General features: G+C 66.7%; 20 protein-coding genes and 1 tRNA gene. 5 read left to right on the forward strand and 16 right to left on the reverse strand.

Annotated features, from left to right (window positions below; genetic code table 11):
* Positions 1-89: 89 nt before the first annotated feature.
* On the forward strand, positions 90-986 hold the full coding sequence (locus P0086_RS21840) for an NAD(P)-dependent oxidoreductase (RefSeq protein ID WP_112611957.1): 897 nt from the start codon (positions 90-92) through the stop codon (positions 984-986).
* Between the two features lie 25 nt (positions 987-1,011).
* Here P0086_RS21840 and P0086_RS21845 read toward each other — a convergent pair whose 3' ends face one another.
* Entirely contained in the window at positions 1,012-1,524 is a 513-nt protein-coding gene (locus tag P0086_RS21845; protein WP_275789869.1) for a BA14K family protein, read from the reverse strand.
* A 189-nt stretch (positions 1,525-1,713) separates the two neighbouring features.
* Here P0086_RS21845 and gltS point away from each other — a divergent pair, with 189 nt between their 5' ends.
* The 3 genes from gltS (at position 1,714) to P0086_RS21860 (ending at position 5,343) form a co-directional block, all read left to right on the forward strand.
* Positions 1,714-2,919, forward strand: coding sequence for a sodium/glutamate symporter (gene gltS / locus P0086_RS21850; protein ID WP_275789871.1), 1,206 nt, complete (start codon positions 1,714-1,716; stop codon positions 2,917-2,919).
* 103 nt (positions 2,920-3,022) lie between these two features.
* Entirely contained in the window at positions 3,023-3,289 is a 267-nt protein-coding gene (locus P0086_RS21855; RefSeq protein ID WP_148151481.1) for a DUF2934 domain-containing protein, read from the forward strand.
* Between the two features lie 281 nt (positions 3,290-3,570).
* Positions 3,571-5,343, forward strand: a complete 1,773-nt coding sequence (locus P0086_RS21860) for a PAS domain S-box protein (protein WP_275790036.1) — start codon at positions 3,571-3,573, stop codon at positions 5,341-5,343.
* 59 nt (positions 5,344-5,402) lie between these two features.
* Here P0086_RS21860 and ugpC read toward each other — a convergent pair whose 3' ends face one another.
* The 10 genes from ugpC to P0086_RS21910 form a co-directional block, all read right to left on the reverse strand.
* Positions 5,403-6,485 (reverse strand): sn-glycerol-3-phosphate ABC transporter ATP-binding protein UgpC, encoded by a 1,083-nt coding sequence (gene ugpC, locus P0086_RS21865; RefSeq protein WP_275789874.1) that lies wholly within the window; start codon positions 6,483-6,485, stop codon positions 5,403-5,405.
* 1 nt (position 6,486) lies between these two features.
* Complete coding sequence (locus P0086_RS21870) at positions 6,487-7,533, reverse strand: NAD(P)-dependent alcohol dehydrogenase (RefSeq protein ID WP_275789877.1); 1,047 nt, start codon at positions 7,531-7,533, stop codon at positions 6,487-6,489.
* Between the two features lie 14 nt (positions 7,534-7,547).
* Positions 7,548-8,369, reverse strand: coding sequence for a carbohydrate ABC transporter permease (locus tag P0086_RS21875; RefSeq protein ID WP_112599512.1), 822 nt, complete (start codon positions 8,367-8,369; stop codon positions 7,548-7,550).
* A complete protein-coding gene (locus tag P0086_RS21880; protein WP_112599511.1) occupies positions 8,366-9,229 on the reverse strand; it encodes a sugar ABC transporter permease in 864 nt (287 codons plus the stop codon). The genes P0086_RS21875 and P0086_RS21880 overlap by 4 nt, the downstream gene beginning before the upstream one ends.
* 90 nt (positions 9,230-9,319) lie before the next feature.
* Positions 9,320-10,588, reverse strand: a complete 1,269-nt coding sequence (locus tag P0086_RS21885; RefSeq protein WP_112599510.1) for a sugar ABC transporter substrate-binding protein — start codon at positions 10,586-10,588, stop codon at positions 9,320-9,322.
* A gap of 161 nt (positions 10,589-10,749) precedes the next feature.
* On the reverse strand, positions 10,750-11,652 hold the full coding sequence (locus P0086_RS21890) for an AraC family transcriptional regulator (protein ID WP_275789881.1): 903 nt from the start codon (positions 11,650-11,652) through the stop codon (positions 10,750-10,752).
* Positions 11,653-12,077: 425 nt separating this feature from the next.
* Positions 12,078-12,153 (reverse strand) — tRNA-Lys (locus P0086_RS21895).
* Between the two features lie 207 nt (positions 12,154-12,360).
* Positions 12,361-13,275 carry a PhzF family phenazine biosynthesis protein gene (locus P0086_RS21900; RefSeq protein ID WP_112599508.1) on the reverse strand — a complete coding sequence of 305 codons (915 nt, stop codon included), beginning with the start codon at positions 13,273-13,275 and terminating at the stop codon, positions 12,361-12,363.
* Positions 13,276-13,356: 81 nt separating this feature from the next.
* Positions 13,357-14,100, reverse strand: coding sequence for an NUDIX hydrolase (locus P0086_RS21905; RefSeq protein WP_275789884.1), 744 nt, complete (start codon positions 14,098-14,100; stop codon positions 13,357-13,359).
* Positions 14,100-15,203 carry an endonuclease/exonuclease/phosphatase family protein gene (locus P0086_RS21910; protein WP_112600909.1) on the reverse strand — a complete coding sequence of 368 codons (1,104 nt, stop codon included), beginning with the start codon at positions 15,201-15,203 and terminating at the stop codon, positions 14,100-14,102. The genes P0086_RS21905 and P0086_RS21910 overlap by 1 nt, the downstream gene beginning before the upstream one ends.
* Positions 15,204-15,400: 197 nt before the next feature.
* Between P0086_RS21910 and P0086_RS21915 the strand changes: the two genes are divergently transcribed.
* Positions 15,401-17,014 carry a hypothetical protein gene (locus tag P0086_RS21915; protein ID WP_275789887.1) on the forward strand — a complete coding sequence of 538 codons (1,614 nt, stop codon included), beginning with the start codon at positions 15,401-15,403 and terminating at the stop codon, positions 17,012-17,014.
* A gap of 23 nt (positions 17,015-17,037) precedes the next feature.
* Here the strand turns inward: P0086_RS21915 and P0086_RS21920 are convergent, their stop codons facing one another.
* The 5 genes from P0086_RS21920 to P0086_RS21940 form a co-directional block, all read right to left on the reverse strand.
* Positions 17,038-18,063, reverse strand: a complete 1,026-nt coding sequence (locus tag P0086_RS21920) for an ABC transporter ATP-binding protein (RefSeq protein WP_275789890.1) — start codon at positions 18,061-18,063, stop codon at positions 17,038-17,040.
* Positions 18,051-19,742 carry an iron ABC transporter permease gene (locus P0086_RS21925; protein WP_275789891.1) on the reverse strand — a complete coding sequence of 564 codons (1,692 nt, stop codon included), beginning with the start codon at positions 19,740-19,742 and terminating at the stop codon, positions 18,051-18,053. The genes P0086_RS21920 and P0086_RS21925 overlap by 13 nt, the downstream gene beginning before the upstream one ends.
* Positions 19,743-19,748: 6 nt before the next feature.
* On the reverse strand, positions 19,749-20,729 hold the full coding sequence (locus tag P0086_RS21930; RefSeq protein WP_275789894.1) for an ABC transporter substrate-binding protein: 981 nt from the start codon (positions 20,727-20,729) through the stop codon (positions 19,749-19,751).
* 137 nt (positions 20,730-20,866) lie between these two features.
* Positions 20,867-22,093: a PLP-dependent aminotransferase family protein gene (locus tag P0086_RS21935; RefSeq protein WP_112615154.1), complete on the reverse strand. Its 1,227-nt coding sequence runs from the start codon at positions 22,091-22,093 to the stop codon at positions 20,867-20,869.
* A gap of 163 nt (positions 22,094-22,256) precedes the next feature.
* Positions 22,257-24,809, reverse strand: a complete 2,553-nt coding sequence (locus tag P0086_RS21940) for an EAL domain-containing protein (RefSeq protein WP_275789898.1) — start codon at positions 24,807-24,809, stop codon at positions 22,257-22,259.
* Between the last annotated feature and the right edge of the window lie 18 nt (positions 24,810-24,827).

A 24,827-nucleotide genomic window follows, 5' to 3' on the forward strand; every position in this document is an offset into this window, starting at 1 on the left:
TGTTCTCCTCTGGCCGCGCTGGCGTCGTAAGCGCCGGACGAAGAGGCGTCCGGCTGCAGACGTCTGCCATTTGAATGCGGGAGGGTCAGATGACAAAGCGGATCATGTTCACCGGCGGCAGCGGCAAGGCCGGTCGCCACGTCGTCCAGTATCTGCTAGACCAGGGCTACCAGGTCCTCAATCTCGACACCAGGCCGCTCGACAATCCGAAGGTCCGCACGCTGATCACCGACATCACCGACAGCGGCCAGGTGTTCAACGCGCTTTCGAGCTACATGGGCCTGCACGAGTTCGACCCGTCGCTGCGACCGCAGCCCGTCGACGCCGTCGTTCATTTCGCCGCGGTCCCGCGCATCATGATCACCCCGGACAACGAACTCTTCCGCATCAACGCGCTCGGCACCTACAACGTCATCGAGGCGGCCGTGAAGCTTGGTATCCGCAAGATCGTGATCGCCTCGAGCGAGACCACCTACGGCCTCGTCTTCGCCAACGAGCCGCGCGCGCCCGCTTATTTTCCGCTCGACGAGGACTACGACGTCGACCCGATGGACAGCTACGCGCTCTCTAAGGTCGTCAACGAGAAGACCGCCCGTGCCTTTGCACTGCGAAGCGGCTTCGACATCTACGCGCTGCGGATCGGCAACGTCATCGAGCCGCACGAATACGAGCTGTTTCCGAAATGGTTCGCCGATCCGGGGTTTCGCAAGCGCATCGCCTGGAGCTATGTCGACGCGCGCGACCTCGGGCAGATCACCGCCCGGGCGATCGAGACGGACGGCCTCGGCTTCCAGGTCTTCAATGCCGCCAATGACGACACCTCCTCCGACCTGCCGACGAAGGAACTCATCGACCGCTTCTATCCGGGCGTGCCGGTGAAGCGCGAACTGGGCACCTACGAAACCCTCCTGTCCAACCGCAAGGCGCGGGACATGCTGGGCTTCGCACCGGAGCACAGCTGGCGGAAATACGTCCGCCAGCCCTGATCGGTCCGCGCAGCGGCTTCAGCCGTCAGTACGGCGAGACGCACACCCGTCGGGGCCCGTAATACGGCTGGTAGGTGTTGTCGTAGGCCCTGTAGGAGCGATAGCGCGCATAGCACCAGCTGACATGGCCGCCGCCGCCATAGTAGCTGCCGCCATAGTAACCGCCGTAGTAGCGCGGCTGCGCGGCGAGACCGCCGATGATCGCTCCTGCGGCGAACCCGCCCAGCGCCCATCCGAAATCGTCGTCATAGTCGCGATAGTACCGGCCGTAGTAAGGACGATAGTATCCGCCGTAGTAGGGGCGGTAATGTCGCCCGTTGTAGCGGGCGTAGCGGCGACCATAGCGGTGCCCCCCGTTGCGCCAGCCGTCCGCGCTGCGCCAGTGCCGGCCTCCCGGCCTGCGCCACTTTCTTTCCCTGACCTGGATCACGTCGGAGGTTTCGATCCGCGGTCCGCTGAATGAGGGAAACGCCTGCGCCGGCAAAACGCCCGAAACGGCAGTTGCCAGCGAAAGCCCTATGATCAAGAGCGTCTTCATGTGCACCACCTTGCCTTTCGAGAAGGCAAACGCATGATACAGCAATTCGTGCCGCGGCTGCGCAAAAGTAACGACATCGTGAAGGCGCCGGCACCGGCGCCCTCGCCTCGACGGGGCGCCCGTCTCGGTGTAATTCTGGGGGCGGCGCGCCACTGCAGCGCGAAGCCCGCAAGCGGAGACGACCGACGGATGACGACGATCCAGATCCCGGGCTTCGTGACCTTCACCATCGCCATCGTCGTCTTCTTCGTGGGATCGGGCCTCAACGGCGTCGTCGGCCCGCTCAAGCGCTGGAACATCCCCGAAGCGGTGACCGGCGGGCTGATCGCCGCCCTGGTCACGCTCTCGGCCTATCGCCTCTTCGGCATCGAGGTCACGTTCGACCTCGCCGCCCGCGACATGCTGCTGCTCTATTTCTTCACCGGCATCGGCCTCAATGCCCGCCTGGACGACCTCAGGGCCGGCGGCAGGCCGCTGGTCGTCCTGCTCATGCTGACGCTGGCCTATCTCCTCCTGCAGAACATGATCGCGGTCGGCAGCACCGCCGCGATGGACCTGCCGGACGGGATCGCCCCCCTCCTCGGCTCGGTGTCGCTGATCGGCGGTCACGGCACCACGATCGCCTGGGCCCCGCTCATCGCCGCCCGTTTCGGCCTCGGCAACGCCCTTGAGATCGGCATCGCCTCGGCGACGCTCGGCCTCGTGATCGCCAGCCTCGTCGGCGGTCCGGTCGCGCGCATCCTCATCGGCCGCTACCATCTCCACGGTCAACCGGCCGAGCCCCCCAGCATCGGCCTTCCGGACACTCCGGCGACGGAGAAGGCGACCGGCATCAACCATGTGAACCTGCTGCGGACCGTGCTGGTCCTCAACGTGGCGATCCTGATCGGCGTCGCCCTGGACGAGATCGTCGCCGAGACGGGCATCAAGCTGCCGCTCTTCGTCATCTGCCTGCTGGTCGCGATCGTCATGACCAACACCGTCCCCCGCGCCTTTCCGCGCATGTTCTGGCCGGCCCGGTCGCGTTCGCTCGCGCTCATCTCCGACCTGTCGCTCAACATCTTCCTCGCCATGTCGCTGATGAGCATGCAGCTGTGGACGCTCGGCGGCCTCGGTCCGGCGCTGATCATCGTCCTGGCGATCCAGACGGTCGTCGCCGTCCTCTACATGATCTTCATCGTGTTCCCGGCCATGGGCCGCGACTACCGGGCCGCGGTCATCGCGGCAGGCTTCAGCGGCATCAGCCTCGGCGCGACGCCGACGGCGATCGCCAACATGACGGCGGTCACCAAGGCCCATGGCCCCGCCCCGACCGCCTTCATCATCCTGCCGCTCGTCTCCGCCTTCTTCATCGACATCGCCAACGCACTGGTCATCGGCTTCATGGTACGATAGGCGCCTGCCGCGGCCGACGCGCCGCCGGCTCTCCGATCATCCCGGCTCCGGGGAACATCCCGACCGGCATTCTCGTTCCATGTTCGGATCTGGAGGGAACATCATGGACGACCGTGAACAGAAAATCCGCGAACGCGCCTACGAGATCTGGGACCGCGAAGGCCGCCCGCTGGGCCGCGAACTCGAGCACTGGATGCAGGCCCAGCGCGAAATCGACCAGGGCGAGGGCGAGATCGGCGGCGACGACGTGCCGAACCTCGAGGCCCTGCGCGAGGCCGCCCGGCAGCACACCGACACCTACATCGTCAAGACGGACCTCGAAGACGCCGACCAGCGCGAAGCGGCCCCGGGAACCCGCGAGCAGCCGTAGGGCTTCCCCGCGCAGCCGGGCGACATCGCAGTTCGGGAGGCAGGGCGGTTTGCTGGCGCCCGGCCGGACCGGCGCGGCCCGAAAACGCCCTGTCCCCCGCCCCTGCCCGGCCATCCGGCCCATGAACAACACCCCTTGCGGAAAGTCCGGCCGGCAAGCTCGACTGCCATCTTTCCGGTTGACGCCATGGCGTTCAAGCCATTGAATTGCAGGGCCGATATGAGGAGGGGGAACTGAACGAACAAAGCGCCTTGCCAGAGCCGGTCCGGGTTGCCAGGGTGATGGAGACGACGGACTGGGCAGACACGCCGCTCGGCCCCATGTCCGGCTGGCCGTCCTGTCTGAAGTCGACGCTCGATATCATGCTGCCGGCCCAGGCGCAGATCGTCCTGTTCTGGGGCGAGGATTTCATCGCGCTCTACAACGATGCCTATGCACCGACCATCGGCAACAAGCATCCCGCCGCGTTCGGCCGGCCCGCGCGGGAAAACTGGCGCGAATTGTGGGACGATCTGGAACCGCTGCTGCGCCGCGTCCTCGATCACGGCGAAACGGTCGTCGCCAGGGACCGCCCGTTCAAGCTGGAGCGGCACGGCTATCCCGAGACCGTCTATTTCGACATTTCCTACTCGCCGATCCGGGACGAGGCGGCCACCATCCGCGGTGTCCTCTGCATCGTCAGCGAGACGACCGACCGGGTCAGGTTCGAGCGTGCATTGCAGGCGAGCGAGGAGCGCCTTCGCGCCATCGTCACCCAGTCGTCCGCGGGGATCGCCGTCAGCGACCTGGCCGGCCGCCTGCTGTCGGTGAACAGGCGATACTGTGAAATCGTCGGCTATCCGGAAGACGAACTGGCCGGCCTGCGGATGCAGGACCTCACCTTCGCCGACGATCTGCCGGAGAACGCGCGCCTCTTCGCGCAACTGGCGGAGACCGGCCAGGGTTTCGACATCGAGAGCCGCTATGTCCGCAAGGATGGGGGGCTGGTCTGGGTCGCCAACTCGGTGTCGGCCCTGCGCGACGAGAACGGCAACATTCGCCAGGCCGTCGCCGTTGTCGTGGACATCACCGACCGCAAGCGCGCCCAGGAGATCGCAAACAGCCTGGCGGCCATCATCGCCTCCTCGAACGACGCCATCCTGGGCATCGATCTCGACATGACGATCACGAGCTGGAACGCCGCGGCCGAACGGCTCTACGGTTATACCGGCGCCGAGGCGATCGGCCGCTCCGTGCTGATGCTGGTGCCCGACGACCGCAAGGACGAAGAACCCGCCATCCTGCGACAGGTGAGCGCCGGTCTGAAGGTCGAGCCCTACGAGACGAAGCGGCGCCGGAAGGACGGCAACCTCGTCGACGTCCTGCTCAGCGTATCGCCGATCCTGGGTTCCTCCGGCAAACCGATCGGCGCCTCCAAGATTGCCCATGACATCACCGCCCGCAAGCAGGCCGAGCGGCTGCAGGCCGTCCTCGTCGGCGAACTGAGCCATCGGGTCAAGAACGTGCTCGCGACCGTGATCGCCATCGCGCGGCAGACGCTCGGTCGCGACGAGGCCACCCGCGAGAAGGCCGAAGCCTTCGAGGCCCGCCTGACGTCGATGGCGCGGGCACACGATCTGCTCCTGCAGGGGGACTGGCAGCGGGCGAACCTCCGCTCCGTCGTCGAACAGGCGCTGTCGCCCTACCCGCCGGAGCGGTTCGTCATCGCGGGCGCTCCCCTCACCCTGCCGCCCACCGCCGCCGTCTCCTTCTCGCTCGCCCTGCACGAACTTGCGACGAACGCGGCCAAGTACGGGGCGCTGTCGGTGCCGGAAGGAATCGTCTCGATCAATTGGACCGCCACGGACGGACCGCCACAGGGGATCAGGCTACGCTGGCAGGAGATGCATGGCCCGATGGTCAACCCGCCCACCCGCACCGGCTTCGGCTCCCGCCTCGTCGAACGGCTGCTGGCATCGGAACTGGGCGGCGAAGCCAGGATCACCTACTTCCCGCAGGGCGTGGTGTGCGAGATCGAGGGCTCGCTGACCGCAGACGGGCACGAAGACCCCTGAGATGATTCGCAGCCGCAACGGCCCGCCCCGGCCCGACCCGGCAGATTTCCGCCTGTCACTCAACACCGCAAGGTCAGACCGTCGTCCTTGTCGAAGATATGCAGCCTGGTCTCTTCGAAGTGGAAGGCCACGCGGTCGCCGGCGGCGGGGCAGCCTGACGCTTTCACCAGCGCTCCGATCTCCTTCCCGCCGAATTTGAAGGTGACGAGTGCGTCGTTGCCATGGAATTCGATGAGGTCCGCGACGCCTGTCAGGACATTGCCTTCGCCGCCGTCAGCCGGCACGAGATCCGGCGGGCGGATTCCGAGTACGACCTCTTTGCCGTGAGTCAGGGCGAAGCCGTGGCCGCGGATGCGCAGATCGGCGCCGTCAGTCCGGAGGAGCCAGCCGTCCTCGGCGCGATTGACGGTCGCGTCGATGAAATTCATGTTCGGCGTGCCGATGAAGCCGGCCACGAAAAGCGTTCTCGGCTTTTCGTAGATCTCGGCCGGCGAGCCCACCTGCTCGATCGCCCCGCCTTTCATCAGGACGATCCTGTCGGCCAGCGTCATCGCCTCCAGTTGGTCGTGCGTCACATAGATGGTCGTCGTCTGGAGCTTCTGGTGAAGCCGGGCGATTTCGACGCGCATGTGGTGGCGCAACTTGGCATCGAGGTTCGACAGGGGCTCGTCGAAGAGAAACACCTTGGGCGTCTTGATCATCGCGCGCGCAATGGCGACGCGCTGCTGCTGCCCGCCCGACAGTTCGGTGGGCTTGCGCGCAAGATAGGGCCCCAGCCCGAGCGTCGCCGAAACCGCCTTGATCCGGGCGTCGATCTGATCCTTCGGCACCTTCATGCGCTTCAGCCCGAAGGCGATGTTGTCGTAGATGGTCATGTGCGGATAGAGCGCGTAGTTCTGGAAGACCATCGCGACGCCGCGGTCACGAGGCTCGAGATCGTTGACGGAGGTTCCTCCGATGGAAACGGTGCCGCCCGAAATCTCCTCGAGCCCGGCGATCATGCGCAGGAGCGTCGACTTCCCGCAGCCGGACGGGCCCAGGAACACGATGAACTCGCGGTCTGCGACATCGAGATTGAAATCGCTGATGACGCTGATCGACCCATAGCTCTTGTCGACGTGGGAGCAGACGATGTTCGACATGTCAGTTGCCTTCGCCTTCCATGAGGATCTGCAGCTTGACGTCGGTCGGCCGGGCCGACGCGGCCCGCTCGAACGCCTTGATGCTGTCGTTGAAATTGAAGGTGTCGGTGATGAGCGGTTTTAGGTCGACCTTCCCGGATGCGATCAGTTGCAGCGCGCGATCGAAGATGTTGGCGTAGCGGAAGACCGTCTCGATGCGGACCTCCTTCGCGATGGCTCCGGACACGTCGAAGGTGACGGGATCCACCGGCAGGCCCACCATCACGAGGGCACCACCCGGGCGCACAAGATCGAACAGGCCGTTATAGGCTTTCGGGCTGCCGCTGGCCTCGAAGACGACGTCGGCGCCCCAGCCGTCCGTTTCGGCAAGCACCACGTCCTTGAGCGCACGCTCGCCGATGTTCACGGGGATGATCCCCTGGTAGCGGCCGGCGATCGCGAGCTTGTCGGCGCTGAAGTCGGAGACGTAGACGCGGCTGCAGCCGCCGGCGAGCGCCGCGAGTGCGACCATGATGCCGATCGGGCCGCAGCCGATCACCACGGCCACGTCGCCGGGCGAAATCCGCGCCCGTGCCGCCGCCTGCATGCCGATCGCGAATGGCTCCACCATGGCGCCCTCGGCGAAGCTGACATTGTCGGGCAGCTTGTAGGTGAAGGCCGCCGGATGGACGACGAACGGCGTCAGCACGCCGTGGATCGGCGGCGTCGCCCAGAAGCGGACGCTCGGGTCGACGTTGTAGATGCCGAGCTTGGACGCGCGAGACGAGAGGTTCGGGATGCCGGGCTCCATGCAGACGCGGTCGCCGACGGCGAGCGTCTGAACGTTCGCGCCGACCTCCACCACCGTCCCGGCGGCCTCGTGGCCGAGGACCATCGGCTCGCGCAGAACGAACGGACCGATGGCGCCGTGCGTGTAGTAGTGGACGTCGCTGCCGCAGACGCCGACCGTGTTGATCCTGATCTTCACGTCGTCGGGGCCGAGTTCGAGCGGCAGATCGATCTCCCTGAGGGAGAGAACGCCCTTTTGCTCAAGAACGAGAGCTTCCATTTCAGCAATCCTTTTTACGATGACTTGCGCTTGAAGGCGCTATTGAGCATCCCGCTCAGGACTCCGAGAAAGAGCAGCGGGGGAATGGAGAGAAGAACGACCGAGGCGTTGAGAATGCCCCAGGGCACGTCGCGCCCGAGCTGGGTCAGTTCCGAGGCGACGATCGGAAGCGTCTTGGCGTCGGACGTCGTCAGCATCAGAGCGATCAGGAACTCGTTCCACACGAGGACGAACGCGAACGCCACCGCCCCGATCAGCGACCGCGAGGCGATCGGCAAGGCGATCAGGAAGAACACCGAGAACGGTCCGTACCCGTCCACCCGGGCCGCCTCCTCGACCTCCTTCGGAACCCGGGCGAAAGCCGGCACGCTCAGCCAGATCACGGTCGCGAGCGTCAGGAGGGTGTAGGTCACGATCATCGAGGTGCGCGTGTCGTAGAGACCGAGGTCGAGCCAGATCACCATCAGCGGAATGGCCACGGCCACCGGCGGCAGGAAGCGCAGCGACAGCACGAAGAACTGGATGTCCTTCGACCAGCGGTTCGGGTAGCGCGCGATCGCATAGGCGGCCGGGAGACCGAGGACGGCGCCGATCAAGACGGCTGCACCCGAAATCAGCAGCGAATTGACGAGGCCCGCAAAGACGCTGTCGCGCCCCAGGACATAGGCGAAGTTGTCGAGCGTCGGGGTGAAGATGAAGAGCGGGGTCGGCGTGACGATGTCGACGCGGTTCTTGAAGGCGTTCAGCGTCGTCCAGAACACGGGAAAGACCGCCGAAAAGGCCGCCAGCGCGAGAATGATCCTGCCGACGAGCCGGCCGGTGGTGGGTCGGCTCATACCTTCGCCCTCTTCCAGATAAAGGTGAACGCGACCGAGGTTGCGATCATCATGAGAACCGCCATGCTCGACGCATAGGAAATGCGTCCGGACTCGATGAACCCTTGTGAGAACGCGTACATGTCGAGCGTCTCCGTCGAGATGCCGGGCCCTCCCCGCGTCATGACGTAGATCAGGTCGAATGCGCGCAGCGATTCGATCATCTTGACGAAGGCAAGGGAGATCAGCGGGGCCTTGAGCATCGGCAGAGCGACATAGGCATAGACCTCCCACGGCCGGGCATGGTCGAGCCGGGCCGCCTCGAACGGCTGCGGCGGCAGCGTCTCGAGCAGTTTCAGCACGATCACCGAAAAGAACAGGCCCCATTGCCAGACGTCGACGAGGGCCACCGTCCCGAGCGCGGTGACGGGGTTCGACAGAAGGTCGAGCGGCTGTCCGGTGATCGCCTTGTACGGATAGGTGATGATCCCATAGAGCGGGTGGAACGCGAACTTCCAGACGAACGCGGCCGAGACGCGCGGCAGGATCACCGGCATCAGGAACAGCAGCGAGAGCACGTTGCGCGCCTTCGGCGACGCGCACTCGAACATCAGAATGCCAAGCCCGATCGCGATGACGAGCGTCGCCGCGACGGTGAGAACCTCCCAGGTCAGCGAGACCTGGATGGCGTTGAGGAACCGGCGGTCCGAGAACAGCGACACGTAGTTGTCAAGGCCGACGAAGCGGCCGTCCGGCCGGCTGAGCTCGCGATCCTCGAACGAGATGACGATCGCATAGACCGTCGGCACCAGCGCCAGGACGGCGAGGATGATCAGGGCGGGGCTGAGAAACGCCGCCGGCAGCAGTGTTTTTGTTTTCATCTGTTTCCCTCCGACGAACCAGCGTCGATGGATGAGGACCCCCGGCGGGCGCGCAGCCCACCGGGGGGGGACATGGTCAGTCTTGGGAGACTACTGGCCGCGCGCGACCAGATCCTTGGCGAAGTCGTTGAGCTCGTCGAGACCGCCCTGGATGTCGGTGCGGGTGCCGGTGATCAGCTCTTCCAGGATGATGCCCCAGCGGTCGCCGAGGTCGGGCCACTGCGGGTTCTGCCAGAAGTTCACGGCCGTCACCTTGCCGGTGTCGGCAAGCGCCTGGCCCAGTGCCGGGCCGTAGGTGTCGGCAAACGTCTTGCTGGTCATGATGCTCGTGCGGTTGAGCTCGCTGAACTGACCTTCCTCCAGCCGGCGGGCCTCGTTCTCCTTGGACGTCGCCCAGCCGATGAAGAGGCCGGCGCACTGCTTCGACGCCTCGTCCGCGTTGGCCTTGGTGCCGATGGCGAGGCCGTGGCCATAGCCGCCGCCGGTCAGCGGCGTCGGAGGCGGCAGATAGCCGATCTTGTCGGCGACCTGCGAGGACTTCTTGTCGAGCGCCATGCCGACGAGCGGCGTGGATTCGATCAGCATCGCGACCTGGCCGGAGGTGAAGGCGCCGACCGCCTCGTCCCAGCCGCCGGTCTGGCTGCCGGGTGCGGAGTACTTGAAGAGTTCGAGATAGGTCTGTGTCGCCTTCACCGCGGCGTCGCTGTCGAAGGCCGGCGTCTGCCCGTCGAACCAGTTCCCGCCCTCGCCCTTGAAGAAGGGCATCCAGCGCCAGACGTTGGCCCCGGAGCCGCGCTGGCCGCGCAGTGCGGTGCCGTAGATGCCCTTGTCGGGCTGGTTGAGCGCCTTCACCGCGGCGATGTATTCGTCCAGCGTCTTCGGCGGCTGGATGCCGGCGGCTTCGAGCAGGTCCTTGCGGTAGACCATCAGGTCGCCGCCGCCCGTCAGCGGCGCGAACCAGACCTTGCCGTCGAACGTCGCGACCTTCTGGCGGCCGGGGTCGAAATCCGCGTAGTCGTAGTCCTTCGGGTAGTAGTCCAGCAGCGGAGCCACCCATCCCGACGAGGCGAAGAGCGCGACGTTGGCTTCGTCAATATAGTACACATTGTACTTGCCGATGGTCGACGCGTCGGCCTTGGTTTTTGCGCGGCGGTCGTTCTCGTTGAGGTAGTCGATCTGGAAGTCGGCGCCCCCGCTGAGCTTGGTGAACTCGTCCTTGTACTTCTCGAGAAGAGTCAAGCCGTCACGCGGCTGCGCAAGCACCCTGATCGTGCCGGAGCACTCTGCGGCAGCGGCAACCGATGCTGCAACGCCGTAAAAAGCGCAAGCGATAGCGATGCTCGAAACGAGCGTCTTCATGGATCTCATGTGAATGCCTCCCTAGTGGTCCATCGTGCAGGCTGCCGGACATCCCAATCCCGCATGCACCTCCCAAGCGATGTCGATCGCTGGCGTGAATAGTATGGACTGGAGCCCGTCTCGCTAGCGCGCTCCATGCACCGAATCTATACTTTAATGCATCAGCTCTGCGGGTTGTCGATGGCCCGGACCGGACGTCTCTGGCTGGTCAGCCTCCGGTAGGAGGACGGGGTCATCTTGTGCTGCCGAAGGAAGGTGCGGTTGAAATTGGATATGTTCAGATACCCGACCTCGAAGCAGATGTCGGTGATCGGCATGTCGGTCTCCGAAAGCAGCTTGCAGGCCTGCCATATGCGCAGCTTGTTGACGTGGTCGGTGAAGCTGTTGCCGGTGTTCTTCTTGAAGAATCGCGAAAACGCGCTCTCGCTCATGCCCGAGAGTTCGGCCAGCGCGCCGATATGGATGTCCGTTGCGAGGTGCTCGAAAATATAGATGAGCGAACGCTGAAGCAGGTCCAGGGATTCGGCATCGAGCTTCGGCGCGAATTCGGGCGAGGACAGGACCTCGTATTCCTCGGACGACGACAGCAGGCTGAGGAGCTCGAGGAACAGCGAGAGCCGGGGGAAGCCCTTCAGGCCGCCCATCTTCTCCACCATTTCGGCGCCGGCCTTCCGGGTGGCGCCCTTGTAGACCAGCCCTCGCTCCGAGCGCCGGAAGAATGCCTCGAGCTGATTGAACTCGGGCACGGCCTGGCCGATCGTCCTCAGGCGATCGGGGTCGAACTGAATGACGACGTCCCGGCCGTGGATCACCTCCCCCGGTTCGGTGGCCGTCACCCAGTCATGCGGCAGGTTGGGGCCGACGACCGTCAGGTAGCCGGCGTCGAACTCGCCGATATGATCGCCGACGAAGGCCATCCCGCTGGATTTCCGCAGCAGGTGGATTTCGATCTCCGGATGAAAGTTCCAGACGTTCCGTTCCCAGGGGTAGTCGTCCATCCGCCACAGGAACGTCTCGTTCACATCCGTGACGATGTGCTCGTAGGTCGGAAGGTTGCCCGCCATCGAAGCAGCCTTGGCTCCGAGCGCTCGATTGGCGGCTGACGGTCTGTTGTGCTTGAGCATTCTCACGTCCGGTCTGAGGGCGCCCCAGAAAAGCGCATCGGCCGGCCGGGCGTCAAGAACGCGCATGCCGTCCCGGTCGACGCTGCCGAGACTGATCCATGGGAGGAGAGAGGATATCAGCGGCGCAGACCAACGCCGGCACCGGCGCGATCCTGCGCCAATTCACGCACAGCAGAAGACGGGCGCTCGTCCTTGCCCGCCCCGATCGCATCCCGCGATTCGGCAGGAGAAAGAGGCAAAGGCAGTTCGGAATTTTGCGGAGAATCCCCGCTCCAGATCAGGTCTTTCGCTGTCAGGTGGCTCAGAAGAGATGCGACATCCGCGAGGGCCCCTGCTATTCTACGATATTGAAATAACAGGGGAAATGGTGGGTGATCACGGGCTCGAACCGTGGACCCGCTGATTAAGAGTCAGCTGCTCTACCAACTGAGCTAATCACCCGTCCAGGACCGCGTCGCTGCGGTCTGGAGGGGCGTATAATGGCGTTCGCGAACCTTGTCTACCCATCGGCCGAAATTTTCTTGGGTTCGCTGCGTTTTTTCCAGGGATGAACAGGCAGGCGTCCGGCAGCGGCGCCGGCCAGCCTCGCCCGGCACCTCGCCCCGTCAAATAAGCCGTTGAAATCTATCGGATAAGTTCGACGCCCGGTCAGACGTCCAGCACGCCCGTGGCAACGCGGATGGCCTGGCCGCCGATGCGTGCGCCCGATATCTGCCCGGCGGCGATGTCGAGATGCAGGTGGATGATCGAGGGACGCCCCATCTCCACCCCCTGCTCCACCAGCATCGGATGATGGCCGTCCACGAGCTGGTCGAAGAACTGGATCGCGCCCGAAAGGGCCGCCACCGCCGAGCCGGTCGCCGGGTCCTCGCTCCCCAGGTCGGACCGGAACATCCGGGCATGGAATCGGGCGAGATGATTGACGGCGCCGCGGCAGTAGAGATAGGCCGAAGCCAGCCTGCCCTCGGCGAAGGGAACGCAGCGCTGCCAGAGCGCCGGATCGAACGCAGCATCGGCGGCGGTTGCGAGATCGTGAACGGGGACGAGCACGAAGGCGACCCCGGCGCTCCAGAGGGAGGGCACGTGGTTCTCGAAGCCGATCTGGCTGACCTTGAGGCCAAAGGCGTCGGCGATCGCCTGGCGGTCGAGGAGCGCATCGAGCCGCGTCGACTTGCGCGGCAGGTCGAACTCGGCGAAGGCGGCCCCGCTTTCGGGAAGCTTCACGGCGCAGCGCACCGGCCCGACGTTCTCCTCCAGGACGCAGACCATGTCGTGCGGCCGGCCCGCCTCCCCGTTCAGCGTCTCCGCGATCGCCACGGCCGCGCCGACCGTCGGATGGCCGGCGAAGGGCAGCTCGTGCATCGGCGTGAAGATCCGCAGCCGCGCGGTGTGCGCGACGTTCTGCGCCTGCCTGACGAACACGGTCTCCGAGAGATTGAACTCGCCGGCGATCGCCTGCATGGCCGCATCGTCCAGCCCGTCCGCATCGAACACGACGGCCAGCGGATTGCCGGCCAGCTTGCGGTCGGTGAAAACGTCATAGATGGCGTATCGACGCGACACTACCTACTCCTTCGCACGATCGTTCCCCGCGCAAACTGCACGAGCCCCCCGCCTGCGGCAAGCGCAAATCATCCCGTCCCCTCATCCCTGTGGCCCGTCGAAGAACCAGGCGAGCACGGGCGGCATGAAGGCGGCGTAGGGGTGGCGGGCCGGGTCGCTGTCGAAGATCGCGACCGCCCCGTCGATCTCCTGCTCGGTGTCCGTGCGCATGTGGCGGTCGATCGCCGAAAGCAGCTCTTCGGCGGTGGCCGAGAAACGATAGAAGCGGAAGATGGTGATGATGCGGTCGAAATGAAGGGCGTGCAGGCGGGGATCGGCCGCGGCCTGGCCGAGGTCCAGTCCCGTCTCCTCGGCCACTTCGCGCACCATGTTCGCCTCCAGGTCGCAGACGCCGTCTATGACGTCGTTTTCGTCGAGCGAGCCCGCGGCGCAATAGACCTTGCCGGGATTGGCCGTGTGCTGCGCCATGCGGATCGCGATGACCGCGCCGTCCGACGAGACGATGACCGGCAGGCCGAACAGATGGTGGCCGACGACGTGGGGCCTGCTCTTGCGCCACAGCAGGAAGGTGGAGAAGGACACCGGGTGCGCCGTCGTGACGATGGCCGCCCGGGAGAGCGAGACGTCGCCCTGCAGCAGCATCCGGCCGTCGAAAAGGGCCGGGTTGGCGGCGATCTCCGCGCGCCAGTTCTCCCGGATCGCCTCCTCCCGGCCGGCGGCAAAGGGATGCGGCGCGTCGGAGACGCGGATCTCGAAGCGCTCGACCGGGAAGATCTGGCCTTCCGGCGGCCAGGCGGCAGGCATTTCATCGGTGGGAAGGTGCATCACACGTCCAGGGTCATGACGACGGGGCAATGGTCGGAAGCCTTCGGGCGATCCCAGCCGATGCGCGGATATCGCTCGACCTCCTGGCCGGGCGGAAAGACGGTGCGGTAGGGCTGGCCGGCGCGGATGATCTCCGGCACCCGCAGGTGATTGCGGCGCGCCAGCGCCGGCGACAGCAGGATATAGTCCAGCTGACAGAGATGCCGCTCCTGCGGGCCCATGTTGTGATAGAGCGTCCAGCGATCGTCCTCGGGCCGCTTCTCCACCGGGTTCTCCGCGAAGCCGTCGCGGGTGAAGACGTCGAGCGCGCTCTGGTCCTCCACCACGCGGCGGAAGCTGTAGCCGTTGCGCCGGTCGCCCTCGACGACGAGCCGCTCCTGGTAGTCGTTCATGTCGCCGCAGATCGCGAACTGCTTGTTGGCGGTGTTGCCTGCGCCGAAGCGGTTCTCGATGATGCGGCGCACCGCCCTCGCCTCGGCCATCCGCAGCGCCATGGTCGAGGTCCGCCCGTCCAGCCCCTCCCGCCCTGGCCCCATCGACTTCAGGTGCACGACGTAGAGCGTCAGCGGCCGCCCGCCGATCCGCAGGTCGAGCTCCAGGCAGTCGCGCTTGAAGATGCGGTCGCTCGGCAGCAGCGGCGCAAGCTCGGGCGCATGCAGGCCGAAGTCGTCGAAGGTCACGCCCGCATGGCTGCGCACGTCGACGCACTCGATCTTCTGGCCGTCGCGCGTCTGCTCGCGCATCAGCACCGCGACGTCGATGCCGCGCTTGTCGTTGCCCTCGATCAGGAAGCGCTGGCGATAGCCGTTGCCGACCATCTTGAACAGGTAGCCGTATTCGAAGGCCTGCAGCGATTCCATGTTGTCGACCTCCTGCAGGCAGAGGACGTCCGCATCCGCATCGGCGATCGCCAGTGCCGACTGCTGGCGCGCATCATCGGCGAGCGCGATCGCGCGCGCCTCCTCCAGCCGCTGGAACTCGGCTTCGGAGCGGATGCTGAACAGCCGCAGCACCCGGTCCTGCCGTGTCTGGTTGCGAAATCCGGTGAAATCGAACCGGGAGAGCAGGTTCTCGACGTTGAAGGTGGCAAGGCGAAGGGACATCAGCACACAACCATTGAATCGGCAGTGAGTCTAGCGATCGCCGGGCGCTTGGGAAGCGGCAAAATCGGTCTTCGCCGCAGGCGGGGCCCGTGGCAAAGGCTCGGGCGGCGGGCAAAAACCAGCTTGTCTGTCGCCCCCTCCGGCACCATGATCGGCCCATCGGCGGCAGAACGATTCAACGACGGGGGAGGATCGGCATGAGGGCGAAGACGATTGCGGCGCGCCTCGTCGCCGCCGGCCTCTTCGCGCTGTTTCTGTCGGTGGCGCCGCCGGCCCGCGCCGACAGTTCCTATATCGCCGACCCCGGCGAGGCGGTGCGCGCCCTCGACGCCATCGCCGCCGAAACGGGCGGCAGTCTCCGCCTCTACGCGCTGGAGCTCTCCGACGGGCGCCTGACCGTCGAAATCGGCGGCAAGCGCAAGACCGAGCTGGACGAATGGCAGATCGGCAGGGTGAAGCGCCTGTTCTTCGAGTTCGAGACGACGGTCGGCCCGCGCCCGGTCAGAGCAGCCGGCCTCGTCGGCGACATCGAGGGCGGCTTCTTCGATCGCAGCGAGATCGCGCTGGACAAGGTGGCGGACGTCGCGGCAAACGCGATCGCCTATGCGAGGCTGGACGAGGAAGCCCATGTCCAGTCGATCGAGATCGCCCGTGCGGTCGAGATCCTGCCCGAACCCGCCTATGGCCCCATCCGCTGGTCCATCTACGTGACCTCGGGGCGCGAGAGCGCGATCGTCCGCGCCGACGCCGCCGGCAACATCATCGGCGCCGATCTCGCCAATACCAACCGCGCCCGCAACATGGACCTGCTCGGCGACGGCGACTGGCCGCACCGGGAGGCCCGCGACGCGCTCTTCGCCGTCTTCGGCGACGAGCGCCGCCTGCGCGATCTGACCGTGCGTCCGCGCGCCATCTCCGTCACCGCCGACCACGCCGCCACCCCCGGCCGCAAGGAGGACTACAACTGGACGATCTCCGGCGTGACCCGCTCGCCGCTGCTCTCGCCGCTGATGCACGGCGCGAGCGAGGACGAGCTGTTCTCGCTGAAGGAGGTGGACTTCACCGCGCTCGCCCGCATCCGCGCCATCGCCCGCACCGCCTGGGGGCATGAAAGCGCCAAGCTGGAATACATGACGCTGCGGCGCGTCAGCGAAACGCCGGGAAAGCCGGAACTGCGCTGGATCGTCACCTTCACCGAGCTCGGCGACGACGCCGGCGGCGCCGGGACGTCGGGGACCGTCGAGGTCACGCCGGAGGGCGCCGTGCGCAAGGTCGTTCTGCCGGCAGGCCACGCGCCGGCTGCGGACTGGCTGGCGCCCAAGACGATAGCGGCGACGCTCGGACGCATTGGAAAGGACTTCGGCCCAGACGGCCGCTTCGCCGAGATCGTCTTCGACGCCGGAAAGGCGCGCATCCTTGGCGAGGATCCGGCGCGCCCCGGCGCCATGGCCGGCTTCGAGGCCGATGCCGGCGGCATCGCCCGCGTCCGCAAGCTGATGCCCTGGGACGAGCAGTACCGAAAGGAACGCCTCTTCGACCTCGAGGCGCTCGCGGTCTTCACGCAGGCCGACCGCCTCGCCGACTTCACCGCGCGGACCTACCGGCGCCTGCAGGTGGACGAGGAGACCATGCCAGGCATCCGCTACGCCTTTGCCATCGGCCAGATCATGGGCCCGGACGGGACCTATATGGTGCCCTCGCCCGACGGCCGCCCGACGCTGCAGGTCCGCCTGGAGAGCGCCGACGGCAGTCGCGTCGGGAGCGTCGTCTTCGACAGTTCCGGCAAGGAGATCGACGTGCGCATGCCCTGAGGCGGCAGGCGCGCGAGCGAAGCCTACAGGCACCAGCCACGGTCCACCGAGAACACCGCCATGGCGCCCGGTGCCAGCCGCTCGGCCGAGAAGGCCTTCAGCAGCGAGCCGTCGGGGCGTGCCAGCGTCAGCGCGTGGCGCTCGCCGGTGAAGACGCATTCGCGCACTTCGAGCGCGATGCCGTCCACCGCCGGGCGGACATGCTCGGGCCGGATCAGCACGTCGCGCGGGGCTCCCTCGCCCTCGCCGAGAAGCAGGGCATGGCAGGCGGCGCGATCGAGGACGCGCTCCCGTCCCGCGCCGACCGGCAGCGACAGGATGCTGCCCTGGCCGATCAGCCCGCCAACGATACGCCCCTCCGGGCGCGCATAGATCTCGTCTGGAGCGGCCACCTGCAGCAGCCGGCCTTCCGACATCACCGCAATCTCGGTAGCAAGCGCCATCGCCTCGGCCTGGTCGTGCGTCACGTAGATCATCGTCGCCCCCGAGCGGGCGTGGAAGTCGCGGAAGGTCTCCTCCATCGCCGCCCGCAGATGCCGGTCGAGGTTGGCGAGCGGCTCGTCGAGAAGCACGACGTCCGGCGCCGTCACCAGGCAGCGCGCCAGCGCCACGCGCTGCCGCTGCCCACCCGAGAGCGCCGCCGGCCGCCGGTCGGCGAGGTCGGCGAGCCGCACGACATCGAGCGCCTCCATGGTCTTGCGGCGAAGTTTCTCGCCCTTCACGCCGCGCACCTTCAGCGGATAGCCGACGTTCTGCGCCACGCTCATGTGCGGCCAGAGCGCGTAGGACTGGAACACCACCGCCATGTTGCGCCGCTCCGGCGGCAGCACCCCCTCCGCCGTCGAGATCACCCGCTCGCCGAGCACGATCGAGCCGTCGCTCGGCTGCTCGAAGCCGGCGATCATGCGAAGCAGCGTCGTCTTCCCGCAGCCCGACGGGCCGAGCAGCGCCAGGAAGCCGCCGTCGCGCACCGTCAGCGAGACGCCGCTCACCGCCGCCCGCCCGCCGTCATAGGCCTTCGCCAGGTGGTTGAGGATCAGCGTCGCCACGGCAGTGCTCCGTCCGGCAGGTAGCGGGCAAGGACTTCGAGCAGGCCCATCAACGCGACGATCATGACGACGACGAGAACCGACAGGGCCGATGCCAGGTCCGAACTGCCGCTGTCATCGAGGTTGAAGATCGCGACCCCGAGCGTCTGCGTGCCGGCCGACCACAGCAGCGCCGAGACGGTCAGCTCGTTGCAGGCGATCAGGAAGACGAGGACGACGGATGCGCCCGCCGCCGGCGCCATGACCGGCAGCAGGATGTCGCGCGCCCGCAGCGCCAGCCCGGCGCCGGACAGCCGCGCGGCCTCCTCCAGTGCCGGATCGACCTGGCGGAAGGCGCTGAGGACGGGCTTGAGGCTGACGGCGAAGAAACTGGAGAGATAGGCGATCAGGATGATCCAGATCGTGCCGTAGAGCGAGACGCCCAGCACCGGCAGCGGTGCGGCGAAGAGCAGAATGAAGGCGACGGCGAGCACGATGCCGGGAAGCGCGTAGGGTATCTCGATCAGCACCATCATCAGCGTCATCGCCCGCCCCCTGCGGTGCAGGATCAGATAGGCCGTCGCCATCGAGAGCACGAGCAGGGCGAGTGCTGCCGTGCCCGCCAGGAAGGCGGAATTGCGGAAGGCGGTGATCGTCACGCCCTGCCGGAACAGGATCTCGCCATAGGCGCGCAGCGACACGGTATCCGCATTGAGCGGGACGCCGTAGGCAGGGACCAGCGAGCTTGCGAGAAGGGCGGCGAACGGCGCGACCAGGATCATGAGCAGGATGAGCCACAGCGCCGCCTCGACCGGCCCGCGCCAGCGCCCCAGCGCAAAGACCGGCGACGTGCCGGAAAGCCCGATCGTGCGATAGTCGCGGCCGGACAGCGCCCGTTGCTGCACGGCCAGTCCCGCCGCGCAGATGGCCGCCATCAGGAGCGACAGCACCGCGAGATCGGCGAAGGTCTGCGATCCGAAGCTCGCAAGCCGGCTGTAGACGAGCGTCGGCAGGGTCAGGATCGAGGCGGGAATGCCGAGGATCGCCGGGATGCCGAAGTTGCCGACCCCGGAGACGAACGCGATCGAGGCCCCGGCGATCAGGCCGGGCAGCGATAGCGGCATGACGATGTCGCGCAGGACCCGGCGTGGCGCGGCCCCGGACAGGCGGGCCGCCTCGATGGTGTCGCGCGGAATGGCCGACAGCCCCGCCTGCATCGAAAGAAACACCAGCGGCGCGTGCTGGACCCCGAGCAGAAGGGCGATCCCGCCGATCGAATAGAGCGGCTGCGGCGTACCGAGCGGCGGCGCGATGCCGAGCGTCTTCAGAAGCGGGCTCGCCGGCCCCGACATCTCGACCCAGGCAAGCGCGGTGATCTGCGGCGGCACCATCATCGGCAGCATGAAGGAGAAGCCGAGCAGGCGCCTCCGCCTGATGTCGGAGAGCGACGTGGCCAGCGCGAAGGCCGCCCCGAGCGCGATGGAGACGAGCATGCCGAGCACGGAGGTGACGAGCGTGTTGGCGAAGGCCCGCCAGGTGCCGGCCTCGAACAGGATCGGCGGCAGGCCGCTGCGGAGCGTCGCGGCGATCCCGGCATGCGCCAGCCGGCCGAGCGGCACCGCACTCAGGAGAAGGATGACGAGAAAGACAGTGGCGAACAGCCAGGCCGGCTGGCTGTTCGCTTTCGGCAGTCGACGCATCGAGGGTCAGTTGGTGCCGAAGATGTCCGAGAAGGACTTGATGTCGCTCTCGCTGGTCTTCAACGCCTGGGCCGCATCGAGCGGCAGCACCTTGATCGCCTCGCGCGCCGGGAAGCCGGCCGGCATGGCGACGCCGTTGCGGGCCGGAATGTAGCCGAGCCTGGCCGAGACCTGCTGGCCCTCTTCGGAGAGAACGAAATCGACGAATTTCCTGGCGTTGTCCTCGTTCCTGGTGCCGGCGAGGATCGCGACCGGTTCGGTGACGGCGGAGACGCCTTCGGCCGGGAAGACGAACTCGATCGGCGCGCCCTTGGCCTTCTCGCGGATCGCCATGTAGTCGACCAGCATGCCGTAGGCCTTCTCGCCGGTGGCGACCGCCTTCAGCACGCCGCCGTTGCCGCCGGAGGCCGCAGCCCCGTTCTGCTGCAGCGCCTTGTAGTAGTCCCAGCCGTAGCCTTCAAGGCCGGTCAGCACCTGCGCATGGATCAGCGCCGCGCCGGAGGTCAGCGGGCTCGGCATCATCACGAGGTTCTTGGCTTCCGGCTTCGTCAGGTCCTTCCAGCCTTCCGGCTTCAGGCCGGCAGCGGTGTTGTAGACGATGCCGGTGGTGATCAGCTTGGTCGAATAGTAGGCGCCGTCGGCATCATAGAGCGTGGCGTCGAAATTCGCCGCTTCCGGCGACTTGTAGGCGAGAAGCTGGCCCGCTTCCTTCATCCGCTGCAGCGTCACCGTATCGGCGATCAGCAGCACGTCCGCCACCGGGTTGCCGGCCTCGATCTCGGCCATCAGCTTGGCCATCAGCTTGGTCGTTCCGTCGCGGACCCACTCCACCTCGATGCCCGGATTGGCGGCCTTGAAGGCGTCGACGGTCGCCTGCGCGTCCTCGTTCGGCTGGCTGGTATAGAGCACGAGATCGGCGGCGGCCGCCGTCGTGGCGAGGAAAGTGGCTGCGGCAAGCGCTGCGAGCGTGGAAACAAGCGTCTTCATCGGAACATCCCCTGTTGGAAGATGCCGAGGCTTTAGTGACCCCGCTTAACAGGGATGTGACAGGCGCCGCGATCGGCGGCCCCTGCCAGAATTGTTGCCCGAACAGGCTTCGCGCAGGCCGTCCGGCCGGAGCCGCCTCAGGCGGCGCCGGTCTCCTCGCGGATCAGCGCGCCGAGGCGGGAGATGCCCTCGTCGATCGTCTTCTCGTCGGCGCAGGAGAACGAGATGCGGAAGGTGTTGGCGCCGCTGCCGTCGGCGTGGAACGCCTTGCCGGGCACGAAGGCCACCTTCTTCTTCTCGATCGCCTTGGCAAGCAGGCTCGCGCCGTCCTGGCCCTCCGGCAGCGTCACCCAGATGAACATGCCGCCCTCCGGCTTCGTCCAGCTGACGCCCGCCGGCATGTACTTGCCGAGCGCCTGCAGCATCGCATCGCGGCGCTTGCTGTAGGCGGCCTTGATCTTCTTCACCTGCGCCTCGAAGCCGCGCTCGGCGACATGGGCGATCGCCATCTGGTTGATCGTCGAGGAGTGCAGGTCGGCCGCCTGCTTCATCAGCACCAGCTTGCGGATGATGTCGTGATTGGCGACGACGAAGCCGACGCGCAGGCCCGGCGCCAGCGTCTTGGAGAAGCTGCCGCAATAGATCGTGCGGGTATGGTTGATGTCGCCGCCCTTGCGTTTCAGTTCCAGCGCCAGGATCGGCGGGATCGCCTCGCCGTCGTAGCGCAGCGACTGGTAGGCGGCGTCCTCGATGATGGCGATGTCGAGTTCGTCGGCAAGATCGATCAGCTTCTCGCGCGCGGCCCGGTCGACGGTCTCGCCGGTCGGATTGGCGAAATCGGCGGAGAGATAGGCGAACTTGACCTTGCCGCCGGCCGCCTGCGCCGCCTTGCGATAGGACTCCGGCGTCCGGTTGCCGGAGAGCGTCAGCTGGTCGTAGGTCGGCTCGTAGGCGTTGAAGGCCTGCAGCGCGCCGAGATAGGTCGGCCAGGTCACGAGCGCGGTGTCGTTCGGCGACAGGAAGAGCTTGCCGAGATAGTCGAGCCCCTGCTGCGAGCCGGAGACGATGAAGACGTTGTCGGCGGTGCAGGCGACGCCGATCTTGCCCATCTCCGCGACGAGCCATTCGCGCAGCGGCTTGTAGCCCTCGCTCACCGAATACTGCAGCGCCGCGTTCACCGCGGGGCCGGAGAAGATGTCGGCATAGGCCGCCTTGAAATCCTGGTCGGGAAACAGCGCCGGATCGGGAATGCCGCCGGCGAACGAGATGATGTCCGGGCGGTCCAGCAGTTTCAAGAGTTCACGGATTTCCGACGCCTTCATCCGGGACGAACGCGTGGCAAAGATATCTTCCCAATTCAGCATGGGTGTTTCCTCGGAATTTTGTCGTGCGGGAGAGGATCACACCGGTCAAATTATGTCAACGATACTGACCTAAAATCCTCCCCTCCGCGCAGGCCGTACCACCGCGGGCCCGGGGCGGCAAGCAGAACCTTGCATCGCCGCAGCCGCCGTGGCGATCCGGCCGCTAGACCGAACGCGTCATCCGGTCCGGCAGGCCCGCCTTCGCCTCGGACGCCTGGCGCCAGCGCCCGGAGCGGACGAAATCGACGATCTCGAGCGCCGGCATCGGCCGCGCCAGCGCGAAGCCCTGCAGCAGGTCGCAGCCCATCTCCTGCAGCAGCCGGACATGGGCCACCGTCTCGACGCCCTCGGCCGTCACGGTGATGTCCAGCGAGCGGCCGATCTCGATGATGGTGCCGACGAGGCGTCGCTGCGCCTGCGACCGCACGATCGGCCGGACCAGCTGCCGGTCGATCTTGAGCCGGCGCGGCAGGAGCTTCATCAGGCTGACGATCGAGGCGTGGCCGGTCCCGAAGTCGTCGACCTCGATGTCGATGCCGAGTTTGCGGATCTCGGCGAGGCATTCGAGGACCTTCGGATCGCAGTCGTCGAGGAAGATCGATTCCAGAAGCTCGAACGACAGCCGCCCGGCCTGCAGCGGCAAGGCGCGCAGCGACGCGCAAAGGTCGGGATCGTGCAGCCGGCGCGAGGAAACGTTGACCGACAGCTTCGGCACCACGACGCCCTGCAGGTCCCAGGCGGCGAGGTCGAAGAGGGCGCGCTCCAGGATCTGCCGGTCGATCGCGCCGACGGCGTTGATGTCCTCGGCAATCGGCAGGAACGCGTCCGGCGTCAGCACGCCGCGTTCGGGATGGTCCCAGCGCGCGAGCGTCTCGACGCCGGCCACATCCAGCGTCCGGGCGCAGAACTGCGGCTGGTAATAGGGCAGGAAGCGGCGCTGTTCGATGCTCGCCATGATCTCGTCGGCCGTCTTCTTGCTGACGATGATCTGCGCCTGGAATTCGCTGGTGAAGAACTCGTGGCGGCTGCGCCCCTTGTTCTTGGCGCGGTAGAGCGCCAGGTCCGCATTGATCAGGAGCTGCCGGCCGTCGATCGAGGGGCCTGCGGCACTGGCGATGCCGATGCTTGCGCCGAAGCGGCAGACATGGCCCTCGAAGGTGACCGGCTCGCGCATCGCCGTGACGATCCGCTCGGCAAGATCGCCGAGATTGCGCTTTTCCGGCCCGCAAACGAGGAAGACGAACTCGTCGCCGCCGATGCGCGCGACAAAATCCTGCGGCCCCATGTGCGCCCGCAGGACCCGCGCCGCATGGGTGAGCATGCCGTCGCCGGCGCTGTGGCCGAGCGTGTCGTTGATCTCCTTGAAGCGGTCGAGGTCGATGTGCAGGATCGACAGCCGCGTTCCGGCTTCCCCGGCCCGTCTCGCGCGCTCCTCCAGGGCTATGTCGAGGTAGCGGCGGTTGGGAAGCTGCGTCAGGTGATCGTGCAGGGCATTGTATTCGAGCCGCGCCTGCGCCTCCTCCAGCGCCGCGCTGCGCGCCTCGGCAAGGTCCTTGGCATGCTGCAGTTCCTGTTGCAGCAGCACGTCCTCGCTCACGTCCCAGTTCGCTCCCACCAGCCGCGGCACGCCGTCGGCATCGATGAAGGTGACCCCGCGCGAGCGGATGTGGCGGATCTCGCCTTCGCCGCGAATGATGCGGAACGCCTGGCTGTATTCCGTACCGCTGGCAATCGCCTGCTGGACCACCGCGCTGGCCTGCGCGCGGTCGTCCGGGTGGATGGCCTCCTCCCAGTCCGTCCGCCCGATCGGCTCGGCGCCCTTGCCGTAGATCTGCCGGATGCGCTCGTCCCAGGTGACGGTCCTGTCGTGGAGGTTGGATTCGAACACGCCGATGCGCGAGATGTCGAGCGCGAGCTCCAGCCGCCTCGAAAGTTGCGCCATCCGCTCCTCGGCCTTGCGGCGCTCGGTGATGTCGGTGTCGGTGCCGGCGATGCGGGAAGGCCTGCCGTCCGGGCCATACTCGACGACGGCGCCGCGGCTTTCGATCCAGACCCAGTGGCCGTCGCGGTGGCGCTCGCGGTAGGAAAAGACGTTGAAGACCGCCTCGGCCGATTCCTGCCGCTCGATCTCCAGGAGCACGCGTTCCCGGTCGTCGGGATGGACGTTCTGGATCCAGGTCTCGAGCGTCCCGTCCACCTCCTCGTCCGGCGCCATGCCGCGGATCGCCTTCCACTGGCGCGAGTAGAACAGTTCGCCCTTCGCAAAATCGTGGTCCCACACCCCCTGCCCCGCGCTCTCCAGCGCATGGTTCCAGCGGCTCTCGCGGTCGGCGAGATCGAGCTCCCGGCGCTTGCGTTCGTCGATGTCGACCAGGTGCAGCGCGAAGGGCGCATCCGCACGGCCGAGCTCGACGATCGACAGAAGGCACCAGACCGGGCTTCCGTCCAGTCGCCTGATCCGCAGTTCGCGCGGCTGCGAGGCGATCCTGTCGGCGCCGGTCAATGCCTGGGCGAGGTCATCGGCGAAAGCGATCCCTTCCAGCGGCGGAAGGTCGTCGATACCAGCGGCGCCGAAGATGCGCAGCAGCGCGGGGTTGGCCGAGATGAACCGCAGCCGGCCGTCGATCGTCCCCATGCCGAACGGCGAATGCCGGAAAACCGCCGCTTCCGGGTCGTCTCCGGCAGATGTCGTGTTCGGAAACGGGGATGAGCCCATATACGCGGCGCCTACTCG

Origin of the sequence: Mycoplana sp. MJR14 (assembly GCF_029210525.1) — a bacterium.
Taxonomy (GTDB): domain Bacteria; phylum Pseudomonadota; class Alphaproteobacteria; order Rhizobiales; family Rhizobiaceae; genus Mycoplana.

Coding starts and splice junctions, on each gene's coding strand:
- P0086_RS21890 (WP_275789881.1), bottom strand. CDS start 11,652: ATGGCGGGCAACCTTCCGACCTACGAGCACATCGTCACGGATGTGAAC.
- ugpC (WP_275789874.1), bottom strand. CDS start 6,485: ATGTCGAACATCGTCTGCTCCCACGTCGACAAGAGCTATGGGTCGATC.
- P0086_RS21885 (WP_112599510.1), bottom strand. CDS start 10,588: ATGAAGACGCTCGTTTCGAGCATCGCTATCGCTTGCGCTTTTTACGGC.
- P0086_RS21875 (WP_112599512.1), bottom strand. CDS start 8,369: ATGAGCCGACCCACCACCGGCCGGCTCGTCGGCAGGATCATTCTCGCG.
- gltS (WP_275789871.1), top strand. CDS start 1,714: ATGACGACGATCCAGATCCCGGGCTTCGTGACCTTCACCATCGCCATC.
- P0086_RS21870 (WP_275789877.1), bottom strand. CDS start 7,533: ATGGAAGCTCTCGTTCTTGAGCAAAAGGGCGTTCTCTCCCTCAGGGAG.
- P0086_RS21840 (WP_112611957.1), top strand. CDS start 90: ATGACAAAGCGGATCATGTTCACCGGCGGCAGCGGCAAGGCCGGTCGC.
- P0086_RS21915 (WP_275789887.1), top strand. CDS start 15,401: ATGAGGGCGAAGACGATTGCGGCGCGCCTCGTCGCCGCCGGCCTCTTC.
- P0086_RS21930 (WP_275789894.1), bottom strand. CDS start 20,729: ATGAAGACGCTTGTTTCCACGCTCGCAGCGCTTGCCGCAGCCACTTTC.
- P0086_RS21855 (WP_148151481.1), top strand. CDS start 3,023: ATGGACGACCGTGAACAGAAAATCCGCGAACGCGCCTACGAGATCTGG.
- P0086_RS21860 (WP_275790036.1), top strand. CDS start 3,571: ATGGAGACGACGGACTGGGCAGACACGCCGCTCGGCCCCATGTCCGGC.
- P0086_RS21910 (WP_112600909.1), bottom strand. CDS start 15,203: ATGTCCCTTCGCCTTGCCACCTTCAACGTCGAGAACCTGCTCTCCCGG.
- P0086_RS21940 (WP_275789898.1), bottom strand. CDS start 24,809: ATGGGCTCATCCCCGTTTCCGAACACGACATCTGCCGGAGACGACCCG.
- P0086_RS21880 (WP_112599511.1), bottom strand. CDS start 9,229: ATGAAAACAAAAACACTGCTGCCGGCGGCGTTTCTCAGCCCCGCCCTG.
- P0086_RS21845 (WP_275789869.1), bottom strand. CDS start 1,524: ATGAAGACGCTCTTGATCATAGGGCTTTCGCTGGCAACTGCCGTTTCG.
- P0086_RS21905 (WP_275789884.1), bottom strand. CDS start 14,100: ATGCACCTTCCCACCGATGAAATGCCTGCCGCCTGGCCGCCGGAAGGC.
- P0086_RS21925 (WP_275789891.1), bottom strand. CDS start 19,742: ATGCGTCGACTGCCGAAAGCGAACAGCCAGCCGGCCTGGCTGTTCGCC.
- P0086_RS21935 (WP_112615154.1), bottom strand. CDS start 22,093: ATGCTGAATTGGGAAGATATCTTTGCCACGCGTTCGTCCCGGATGAAG.